At 65.0% G+C, this 10,316-nt stretch carries 8 protein-coding genes; 4 read left to right on the top strand and 4 right to left on the bottom strand.

Translation table 11 applies throughout. The features are described 5' to 3' along the window. Positions 1-428: transposase family protein (locus AC07D6_RS15005; RefSeq protein WP_479044523.1), on the bottom strand; the 428-nt coding region annotated here is incomplete at its 3' end. 111 nt (positions 429-539) lie between these two features. Between AC07D6_RS15005 and AC07D6_RS15000 the strand changes: the two genes are divergently transcribed. Further along, positions 540-1,301, top strand: coding sequence for a serine/threonine-protein kinase (locus AC07D6_RS15000; RefSeq protein WP_479044521.1), 762 nt, complete (start codon positions 540-542; stop codon positions 1,299-1,301). Positions 1,302-1,333: 32 nt separating this feature from the next. Continuing rightward, a complete protein-coding gene (locus tag AC07D6_RS14995) occupies positions 1,334-3,061 on the top strand; it encodes a GmrSD restriction endonuclease domain-containing protein (RefSeq protein ID WP_479044519.1) in 1,728 nt (575 codons plus the stop codon). A 1,065-nt stretch (positions 3,062-4,126) separates the two neighbouring features. On the opposite strand, the gene AC07D6_RS14990 is transcribed toward AC07D6_RS14995, so the two are convergent. Continuing rightward, complete coding sequence (locus tag AC07D6_RS14990; protein ID WP_479044517.1) at positions 4,127-4,798, bottom strand: HNH endonuclease; 672 nt, start codon at positions 4,796-4,798, stop codon at positions 4,127-4,129. A gap of 431 nt (positions 4,799-5,229) precedes the next feature. Continuing rightward, positions 5,230-5,553, bottom strand: coding sequence for a helix-turn-helix domain-containing protein (locus tag AC07D6_RS14985; RefSeq protein ID WP_315880370.1), 324 nt, complete (start codon positions 5,551-5,553; stop codon positions 5,230-5,232). Between the two features lie 421 nt (positions 5,554-5,974). Here AC07D6_RS14985 and AC07D6_RS14980 point away from each other — a divergent pair, with 421 nt between their 5' ends. Both AC07D6_RS14980 and AC07D6_RS14975 read left to right on the top strand, forming a co-directional pair. Further along, the gene (locus AC07D6_RS14980) at positions 5,975-6,196 is read left to right on the top strand and encodes a hypothetical protein (protein WP_315880369.1); all 222 of its coding nucleotides are present in this window, start codon (positions 5,975-5,977) and stop codon (positions 6,194-6,196) included. Between the two features lie 990 nt (positions 6,197-7,186). Then, complete coding sequence (locus AC07D6_RS14975) at positions 7,187-7,612, top strand: VOC family protein (RefSeq protein WP_479044513.1); 426 nt, start codon at positions 7,187-7,189, stop codon at positions 7,610-7,612. 382 nt (positions 7,613-7,994) lie between these two features. Here AC07D6_RS14975 and AC07D6_RS14970 read toward each other — a convergent pair whose 3' ends face one another. Further along, positions 7,995-10,052 carry a PA14 domain-containing protein gene (locus tag AC07D6_RS14970; protein ID WP_479044511.1) on the bottom strand — a complete coding sequence of 686 codons (2,058 nt, stop codon included), beginning with the start codon at positions 10,050-10,052 and terminating at the stop codon, positions 7,995-7,997. Positions 10,053-10,316: the final 264 nt, after the last annotated feature.

Genomic DNA, 10,316 nt, shown 5'->3' with positions numbered 1-10,316 from the left:
ACGAGGCGGGTGTCGGCGTCGATGACGACCTGGTGGTTGGTGGAGTAGCGGTAGTTCTTGCTGGAGGCGGCTACGGTCCGGTCGCGGGTGGGGACGAGCGTGCCGTCCACGATGAGCACGCTGTTCTTGCGGTACCGCCGCCGGGGCTGGAGGGCGAGAGCCGGTCCGAGGTGGTCGACGATCCGGTCGGCCGCCGACTTCGAGACGCCGAACAGTGGGGCGAGCTGGCGCAGGGTGAGGTTGGTGCGCCAGTAGGCGGCCACCAGCAGCACCCGGTCCTCCAATGGAAGCGACCACGGCCGGCCCCGGCGGACCGGATCGGCTCCCTCACGCCGCAGCGCGGTGATCAGCTTGCCGAACTGCCGCGGGCTCAGCCCGGTGAACGGGCCTATCCAGGAGGGCTCCGACGCCGTGATCACACCAGCCACGACAAGATCATCTCAACCCTGACCAGCAGTTACGGGACAACCTCTAAGGCCGGCACAGCATCGCTGCCGACTAGGTATAATCACGGCAAAATATCGCCATCGAGGGCGGAAATGTCTCGATATAAGAAGCTTGCGAAGATTGACTCAGGCGGTCAAGCGGAAGTGTACCGGGGGAAGAATGTAGATACCGGCGTAATTGTCGCACTCAAGTACCTCACGCCAAGCCTCAGTGCCAGGAGCGGAGACGCTGAAGAGGCGGAAGAAGCGCGCGCAAGATTTATCCGCGAAGTCAAAGCTCAAAAGAGCTTACGCCACCCGAATATCGTACCCATCTATGCTTGCGCCGAACGTGCGCACCGTCCATGGTACGCGATGCCTCTCGCTCAGGACACTTTGCATAATGTGTTTCGAGGAGAACGTAAGGATGAGGATTGGGTACTCGGTGTCACCGTGCAGGTTCTTGATGCCATCGAATATTCGCACAAGAACAACGTGATCCACCGCGACCTGAAGCCCTCTAACGTCCTGCTAGTTGACGGCACCTGGCGAGTGTCAGACTTTGGCCTTTGCCGCTTCACAGACTCTGATAGCGCCGTGCTGACGAGACCCAAGGAGCTCTTTGGGTCGCAATACTATTCGGCACCGGAGCAATACGATGATGCTCACGAAGCCGGACCGCCCGCTGACATTTTCTCAATCGGCAGAATGCTTCTTCAGGGCCTGATCTGGAGCCCTCCCACACCCTACATTACGGCTCACCTTGCTACAGCTCCGGAAAAATACCGATCAGTCGTGGCTAAGTGCCTAGCGGAGATGCCTGGCAGTCGATTCCAAACTGTCTCCGAGCTTCGGTCCGCCCTGCTATCACTTTGATGTCTCACTCGGAAGGCCTGCAAATGTCGTCCATGTTCAAAGAAGACCCGGTATTCAAAGCGACTCCTGAATCGATCGGCTCGCTTGTAGTCGCAATTCAAAAGGGTCTACTCGCCCTACCGGACTTTCAGCGAAGCTTTGTGTGGGAGCCGAAGCGGACGATCGAGCTTTTGAAGTCCATCATCTCCAGGTACCCCGCAGGAACACTACTCACTTGGGAGCAGTCGACAGACATCCAGTTCGGCAGTCGTCCTTTTGAAGGTGCACCAGAGACACCAGATAAGCAGCCTCGCCGCCTTGTTCTTGATGGACAACAGCGGCTCACTTCCCTCTACCAAGCTCTGACGGGAACAGGCGACTATAAGTTCTTTGTCAAGGTTTGGCCATTCATCGACCGAGAAAGGGGGGAGCTCCGTGCACTGGAAGAAGTCGACCTAGAGAATGCGATCTTCGCTCACGATGGGAACCGTCGAGCACGGTTCAACCCGCTGGACGGTGATTGGCAACTTGAGGAGGGGGTGTTTCCCCTTTCTGAATATGATCGATTGCGGCCGTGGTTCAAGAGCTTCTCCCGCAAGGTAGAGCAGGACCGAGACGCTGCGGATCAACTCGAAGAGTTGCTGCATCAACTTCGCGACACGTACTTGCAGCCGCTAGAATCCTACGCCTTCCCGGTGGTAGACCTCCCTGAGCAAACTTCGCTAGTGGCTGTTTGTAATATTTTCGAGACCCTAAACCGGTCCGGGAAAGTTCTGGGGCCGTTCGAACTACTCACTGCAAAGTTTTACCCGTCGGGCGTAAAACTGCGAGACCTCTGGGACGTAGCTCAGCAAGAATACCCTTCTTTGGTCGAGTTCAACATCGACCCGTACAGCCTGCTGCAGGTGATTTGCTTGCGGTCCCATGCATCGGCTCAGCGATACGACGTTTTGAATAGGCTTACCGCAGCCGATATCGAGCAGCACTGGGATGCAGTAATCGCGGCTGCTGCTGAGATTCTGGACATGCTTAAACGAGAGTGCGGTGCAATCTCGCCGCAGTGGCTTCCCTACGGCATGGCCTTGGTGCCCATGGCTGCCGTCTATCCAGAAATCAGCCACTTGAAGTCGCACTTTCGAAGTGGGGCCCGCGAAAAGTTGAGGCAGTACTACTGGTGCACGGTCTTCAGTGAGAACTATGATCAGGGCGCTAACAGTCAGGCTGGAGCGGACTTCAAACTTCTGCGCAATTGGGTTATCGGGCAATCCGAAAAGGCACCCGAGGCGGTGGAAGATTTCAGCTTGACAGACGCGGATATTCTAAGCGCCCGAGCGAACAGGAAGGCGCTCTTCAGAGGTTTTGTAACACTGCTGATTCAGGCCGGAGCAAAGGACGCAGATTCAGCCCAGGCGTATTCCAGTATGCCCGTTGCCGAGTCCTCCCTCGACACTGTGCGTGTGTTCCCGAAGAGCTGGCTGAGCATTCCCGGGAATAATCCCGAAGGGTTCGGACCCGAGCTAATCCTCAACAGAGTCATCGTGTATCGGTCAACCAAGCGGTCCGTCAAGGACAACTTGCTTTCCGATTACATTGACGGCCAAGAACCTGGCACTCAGAGGAAGTATCTCGAAGTGCTCGATTCACACCTGATTGACTCGGAGCCGGATGGCGGCTTCCAGCAGCGCGACTACGCGAAGTTCTTGAGAGAGCGTCTGTCTCGACTGGTTGAAGAGATTGAGAATGTGACGGGACAGTCCGTCATTTACGACTCGGAGTTGTGAGGCGACGAGCTGGCGGCCCCAGCCGCAGACGTTGCCTCAACCGGGGCGCACGCGTATGCCAAAGTGTGGACGAGGTAAGGACGGGGCGGCCTGCGCCGGCGTAGGCGTAAGCAGGTCGAGGAGCGGGCGTGGCGGCGCGTGCCTCGACCTGCGGGAGGAGAGGCGACCTGGCCGCCTACCCGGAAGGTCTCCCGCTTCTACTGAAGGGCCAGCTCACGCGCGAGCTCTGCCTCCGTGCCGACAACACGACGCCTTAGCCAACTGCCCCTCTGGGCCGTCGCTGGGCCGTCCGAGGCACCCCGAAGCCGACCAACGGGGCCCGATAGTGACAGACGTGCCGCCGTCTGCGGCGGCGAAACCCCAGGTCAGAGCGTCCCAGCGATGCTGTTTCGCTATGGACTTCTACCGCATCCCGGACATAGCCCGTGCCCCGTCCTGCGACGTGCAGGCATGTGACGAATTGCCGGAGTACCGGGTGACCAAGCGCCAAGGGCTCTTCAAGCGGCCGAAGCAGTACTTCGGCTGCCCTGAACATCTGGACACGTGTCGCGCAGCCATTGCCTTCAGGCACAGTGGCGACCCCGCGTAGCAGTGTCCCCACCAACTGGGGGTGAGTGTCTATCTGCGTGACAACGCCGACGCACAGCGACGAACAACCGCGCACACCTGCGGACCATCGCAGCAGGTGACAGGAACACCGGCCCTTGGTCGAGCCCCTACCCGAGTTGCTTCGGGACGAAGAGGTCATCGCGCAAGGTGCCGCCAGTGTGCTTCCGCCGTCAGGGTTTGCTCTGATCGACGGGTGACAGCGTGGCTCAGGCCGGCGGGGATGCAGCGAGGCACACGCGCGCCTACACGGTTGGCTGACTGTCGTCGGCTGAGGCTCAGACGCACCAAGGGACGTTCGAGGCACAAAGGCCGTGCCATTCGCGTATCAGATCCTGCGGGGAACAACGGAAGCTTGCCCCCGCGCGACCAGGAGTTCAACGCCACTCCGCCGCAGGTCAGCTCAGCAACCATCCGGAAGTAACCTAAGCTTCCCAAGCTGAATACGCCACCGTTACGTCATGACCACCCTTCAACCCATACTGCACCTGCAAACACATCTTGAGGGTCAGCAATGGGCCGATAATAGCGCGTTGAAGGGGCGCACGGATGAGCAAATACACAGAACGCTCCCGCGCGATGCATTTCAGCAAGAGCCAGATGGACATCTCGCGGCCGCCAACGGTGAGCTGCGCAGACCTCAGCTACAGACGGAGGAAATTCCTCAGGACCCAACTCGGAAATAAGTCGAATAATCAGATGTCCCATCCGACTAATGTTCTCCAGTGAGGGAATCGGCTCTGATGAACTAATGTACGTGAATAAGTCTCTTTTTGGGATCCACTCAGCAGGAAACATTAAATCCTGCTTACTACTGTTGCAGCTACGACATGCGACAGCGACATTATCCGCGCCATGCCTCCCGCCACGACTTCTCGGAATCAAATGATCAAGCGTCGCCTGCCTCTTCGAAAGATCGGCAACACGTAAGCGGAAAATTGCACCCGGCTCCAGCTCTGCAGCGCCGCAAGCACAGTAGACATTAACGCCACAATAGGTGCACCTCAGAGGGCCCGGATCGAACCATCTATGAACCGCACAAGACGTCCATGTGTGGCTCGTTCGCCGAGGGTTCTCGTAGGGAACAATGGGGTTACCCTCTGTCCAATTGAGGTATTCGCCAACGAACACTTGTTTCTCCTCCCTCTCGCCGGATCAGCTGCATGCCCAACCAGCTCCCCTGCAGGCAGCAGGAACGTAGCGCACAGGTCTGACAGAGCGACTTGGCCAGTGACAGCAAGTCGTACAATGACCGGCCGTCGAGTGCCAGTTGACGAGCTCACCAGCACCGGTCGTCGTGGCTGACTGTGGTCGGCTGAGGTTCGTGCCACAACCGTGCCAGATACACGGGTCAGCTACGGTCAAGCCCGGTGCCCTGCGGTCGAGTAGCCACTCACTTCCTCGGCCGGTGAAGCCGCAGCTCAGCCCGCAGGTCACCCCGCCTCTCTCCTAAAGCGGGTGTCGCAGGTTCGAATCCTGCCGGGGGCACAGGGAAAAGGGCACCTGCGGACTCTCGTAGGTGCCCTTCGGGGTTTATGGGCGGCGGCTCGCCCGCCAGAGGATCAGGCGGCGTGTGGGGTGAAGGTGACGTGTGAGTCGCCTTCGTCGATGGTCAGGTTCAGCGTGCCTTCCAGGGCTTTGGCCAAGCGCCGTAGCAGCGGGAGAGTCGGTACGGTGTCGCCGCCTTCCATCCGGGAGACCTGGGGCTGAGTCATCCCGGCCCGCTCCGCCAGTTCCGCCTGGGACAGGCCGAGCTCGATCCGACGGTTGTAGACCGCCTGCCCGAGGTCGCCGGCCAGCCGCGCGTCGACGTACTCCTGGTCGTACTCCACCGCCTCACCCGCGAGCTGCCGGGTCCGGCGCGTCCTCCACGTGCTGTGATTCATCAGCTCTCCTTGCGCCGCTCGTACGTGTGCCGGGCATGGCCGTGCTCGGCCTCGCAGACCTTCTGGGCCTGGTGGGCGAGAGGAACAGTCCCGGGCATCGGGCCTCCTTGGCGGGATCCGCCTTCGCGTGCCCGCCACCAGGAACGAGATGTGCTGGGGTCGGTCGGCAGGTCCGTCGTCGTGGCTGGCCGTCGCCGGCTGAGGCGTGTACCACAAGCGTGCCCGACGCGAAGGTCGACCACGGGCGGCGAGGGTGTCCTGCGATCGGCTTCCGGACCCTCTCACCAGGTGTCGGAGCCGTAGGCCACCGGCACGACGCCCCGGTGCCTCTCCTGGAGCGGATGCTGCCGTCCGGGGCTGTGTCGAATCCGACGTGGACGGCCGCAGCCAAGGGGGCACCCGCGGCCTCATACTGGGAACGATGACAAAGCCTGCTGCACCGAAGCGTCACTTGCCCACCAGCCCCTTCAAGGCCCGGGCCACACCGGCTCCCCGGCACTTCGCCGTGGGCGACCAGGTGACGCACGACATGTACGGCCTCGGCCGGGTGATCGGCGTCGAGGACGAGGTCGCGGTCCTCGTGGATTTCGGCTCGACGAAAGAGCGGATCTTGAGCCCGTACGCCAAGATGGCCAAGCTGTAAGGACCTCCGTGTCCGACCAAGGAACGCCGGGCCCATTCAAGGGCCTGGACTGAAAAGGGAGACCTCTCATCGACTCGACTTCGCTGTTCTCCGCCCTGGAAGGGGCGTCCCGCCGCTCTGCCGCAGTGTCGCCGCCTCCGGCGACGAACCCCTTCCAGGCCCCGGACTTCGGGGAGGACGAGGCCGACGTGTACGAGGACGAGCAAGGACACGTCTCAGGCATGAGCGCGGCGTGACCCGAGACTGTCGGTTCCCCTCGGTCGCGGGGAATCCGACAGCGGGCCACGGGCCCTCCGTGTCTCCGCCGCTGTTCTCTCTTCTAGCCCCAGAGCTACGGAGTCGCGGGTCAGCAGGCTTCTGACCTCCACGGCTGACGTCGACGATGCCGGGCGGGGGCGTGCGCCGGCGTCTCCGTCCGGTCGTCGCGCCAGTCGGCGGCCGTGACCGGAGGGGGCTCGGGCCGCGCTCCTGCGGCGGGTGCTGCAGGTCCGGATCCTGCCGGGGCACGGGCAAGCACCTTCTCAGAGGCTCTTTCGTCCGGCGGACGGGAGGGCCTTCCGCGTTTGCGGCGCACCCCATGCCCGTGTCCTACGCGCGGACGGTGGGGAGTCGTGCGGGCAGGATGCCCGTCGAGGACGGGCAGGACGAGTGGTTCCGATGTGGCCCGGTGCCCTGTGGTCGTAGGCGATCAGTGGCTTGGAGCGAAACGCCGGTGGACGGCGGGCCGGGCCGCCGGGCGTGCGACGGGCGCTTCGGCGGCGGGGACTCAGACGTCCGGGCCGTCCTTCGCACACGGGCCGACGGGCACCGGCCTACGGGCGCCGGCCTACGGGTGCCCTTCGCCGTGGTCGCGGCCGGCGCGCGCATCGCATCGCATCGCATCGCATCGCATCGCATCGGGATCGTACGGTCCGCGGGGGCCTTCTTCTCGGCAACGCAGGGGCCGTCGCCGGGAGTTGTACGGCGGATCCCCCCTGCTATGGTGCGTCGATGTCCTCGATCAAGCAGTTTCAAGTCACCTTCGACTGCGCGGAACCCGAGCGCGTCGCTCGCTTCTGGTGCGAGGTGCTGGGGTACGACGCGCCCCCGCCGAAGGGGTTCGCCACGTGGGACGAGTACGACCAGTCCCAGCCCCCTGAGGAACGGGGTTCGTGGTTCGCCTGCACCGACCCCTCGGGCGTGGGTCCGCGGCTGTACTTCCAGCGCGTTCCCGAAGGCAAGGTCGTCAAGAACCGGCTGCACCTCGACGTGCGGGTCGGCACCGGGCTCGTGGGTGAGGAGCGCCTGGCCGCGCTCGAAGCCGAGTGCACACGGCTGGTCGCGCTCGGTGCGGTACGCGTGCGCCTGCTGTACGACGGCCACGACGCCTGCATCGTGATGCAGGACGTCGAGGGCAACGAGTTCTGCCTCGACTGACGGACGCGCCCTCGGAGCCGCCGAGGCGGGGGCCGTCCCCCTGGGACCCCCTGGGACCCCCTGGGATCCCCCTTGGGCCCCCTGGGTCTTCCCCGGACCTTTCCCGGATCTCCCCTCGGGCCTCCCCCGGGTCTTCCCCCGGCCTCCTCGGGGTCTTCCCCGGGCCGCCCCTCGGGCCTCTCCCGGACCTTCCCCGGACCCTGTTCGTCGCTCGCCGTTCGGGGAGTTCGGCGTGGAACGCCGGTGGCAGGGCGAAGGGGACCGGAAGGCGAATCCCAGTCCCCTTCGGGGAGCCCCCGCCCACGCGACCACGCCGGGCGCGACCGCGCTCGACACGGCCGCGCTCGGCCCGCCCGTGCGGGTGTGCTCAGCCCGCCCGCGCTCAGTAGGTCGCGGTGACGGCCTCGGCCGCGCCCGACTCGGTGCCGTCCGCGTAGAGGGCGGAGACGCGGTAGTACACCGTGGTGGCGGCCGGAAGGCTGCGGTCGGACCAGTTCCAGCCGCTGGCGCTGTCGCCCTTGGGTTCGGTGCCGATCAGCTCGAACGTCCGGGTCTGCGGGTTCCAGCGGCGGATGTTGAAGGCGGAGACCTTGCTGCCGTTCTCGTTCGTGTCGCTGGACAGCCACCAGTGGAGCCAGCCGCTCCGGTCGGCGCCGAGGTGGCCCAGCGGTGAGCCGGTCGTGGGCGGGGCGGTGGGGCGGAGGTCCAGCTCGGTGACCTCGGCGGTGGACGCACCGGTGTCCGGGGCGAGCCGGTTGCCGTACTGGTCGACGGCGACGACGCCGTAGCGGACCTGCTGCCCGTCGGCGGGAACGCCGTCGTGGAACGTCACCTCCTCGATCTCCCAGGGCTTGAAGTCCGCGGGGTGCGTCATCGGGACGTACGACCACTTCCCGTCGACCAGGGTGCCGCGCAGCACGAGGTAGTGGTCGAGACCGGCATCGCCGCTCGGGTCCCAGGAGAGGGTGACGCCGTTCTCCTTCGGGGTGGCGGTCAGGCCGGTGACCGCGGCGGGGGCGGTCGTGTTGCCGGCGACGGTGACGGCGAGTTCCTGGGAGGGGGTGCCGCCGTTGCGCTCGTGGTCCAGGGCGATCACCCAGTAGTAGTACGTGGCGCCGGGCGGCGGGGCCGCGTCGGTGAAGGAGGTGCCCTTCAGCCCCTTGCCGACCTCCACCGTCGTGGCCCGGGAGCCGCGCGGCTTGAGCGACCGGAAGACCGAGTAGCCCGCGAAGTCGTCACTGGTCCGCTCCGAGGCGTCCCAGGTCAGGGTGACGCCCGCCTCGCTCTCCGAGGCCCTCGCGTTGAGGGCGGTGTCCACCGGGCCGATCAGGTCGCGGGTGTAGTACATCGCCGTGCCCGAGGGCGGGGACTCGTTGCCGTGCCTGTCGACGGCGGTGACGACGTAGTAGTACACGTCGCCGGTCTGCGGCAGGGGCCCGGTGTAGCCGCCGGGCGACAGCGTGTCGCCGGTCATCCGGTTCTCGGCGGTGAGGGCGACCGGGGAGGACGTCGAGCGGTAGACGCGGTAGCCGGCGAGGTCGGCCTCCGTGTTGCCGTCCCAGTAGAGGGTGATCTCGTCCGGGTAGTCCATGCTCCAGTTGTCCTCGATGCCCTTGGGGGCGGCGGGGGCGGTGCGGTCGGCCGTGGTGACGGCGAGGTCGACGGTGCCCGGGGAGGCGTTGCCGGCCTTGTCGTGGGCGCGGACCTCGTAGTGGTACACGTTGCCGTCCTTCGGGACGGTCGTGTCGGTGTACGAGGTGGACGTCGTGGTCGCCAGCGGCTTCGCGGGGAAGGAGGCGCCCTGCACGCGCCGGTAGACGCGGTAACCGGCGAGGTCCATCTCCTTGTTCTTCGCCCAACTGACCTTCGTGGACGCGGTCGCGGTGCTGTAGGAGGCGGTGAACCCGGTCGGGGACAGCGGCTTGACCTTGTCGACGGTCGCCGACGTGCGCGGGGCGTAGGAGAACTTGACGTTGGCGGAGCCGGTCCAGTTGACGAAGTCGACGCGGAGGCTGTGCCTGCCCGACGGGATGGTCAGGTTGACGGTCCTGGAGACGGTGGTGCCGACGTCCTTCCACAGGTCGACCTTGCGGACGCCGTCGAGGTACACGCGGATGCCGTCGCGGGAGGAGGCGGTGAAGGTGAACGGCCCGCCGGAGCCGAAGTCGCGGGTGACGGCCCAGCGGACGCCGAAGTTGTTGGCGGGCATGCCCTTGAAGCGGGGCGCGCCCGTGCCCCAGTTCTCGTCGATCGCGGAGTCGCAGTCCGTGGCCTTGGGCGTCCCGGAGAAGGTGGTGTTCGCGTAGAACGTCCGCTTGAAGACGGGGGACGCGCAGGTCACGGCGGCGGAGGCGGAGGGGGCCGCGGCGAGCAGGCCGCCCGCGGTGGCGAGTACGACGGCGCCGGCGGTGGCGGCCGTCGTACCTCTGGGTCGGTTCATGCGTTCCTTCGGTTCTGATCGTCGGCGACAGGTGGTGACCACCGGCGATCAAGACTCGCGAGGAGCCCGCTTGGTTGTAGGGCCGGGGCGGGGTGAGCGGGCGAACGGCACCACCACGGGCTCCAGGAGCCGTACGGGCGGGCCGCTTCGAGCGGGCGCGGCACAGCCCTCGCGCACCCGGCCGGGGAAGAGCGGTGGACGTCGGGTGCGGTACGGGGCCACGGACTTCGCCGTGCGCGTGTCCTCCCTGTTCGGAGGGGTGGG

This window comes from Streptomyces sp. NPDC045287 (assembly GCF_056432325.1).
Note: the sequence above shows the minus strand (reverse complement) of the source record. Positions and strands in the feature narration are given on the sequence as shown.

Excerpts from the sequence above, each read along its gene's own strand:
- AC07D6_RS14995 (WP_479044519.1), top strand. The coding sequence starts at position 1,334 with ATGTTCAAAGAAGACCCGGTATTCAAAGCGACTCCTGAATCGATCGGC.
- AC07D6_RS14970 (WP_479044511.1), bottom strand. The coding sequence starts at position 10,052 with ATGAACCGACCCAGAGGTACGACGGCCGCCACCGCCGGCGCCGTCGTA.
- AC07D6_RS14975 (WP_479044513.1), top strand. The coding sequence starts at position 7,187 with ATGTCCTCGATCAAGCAGTTTCAAGTCACCTTCGACTGCGCGGAACCC.
- AC07D6_RS14985 (WP_315880370.1), bottom strand. The coding sequence starts at position 5,553 with ATGAATCACAGCACGTGGAGGACGCGCCGGACCCGGCAGCTCGCGGGT.
- AC07D6_RS15000 (WP_479044521.1), top strand. The coding sequence starts at position 540 with ATGTCTCGATATAAGAAGCTTGCGAAGATTGACTCAGGCGGTCAAGCG.
- AC07D6_RS14980 (WP_315880369.1), top strand. The coding sequence starts at position 5,975 with ATGACAAAGCCTGCTGCACCGAAGCGTCACTTGCCCACCAGCCCCTTC.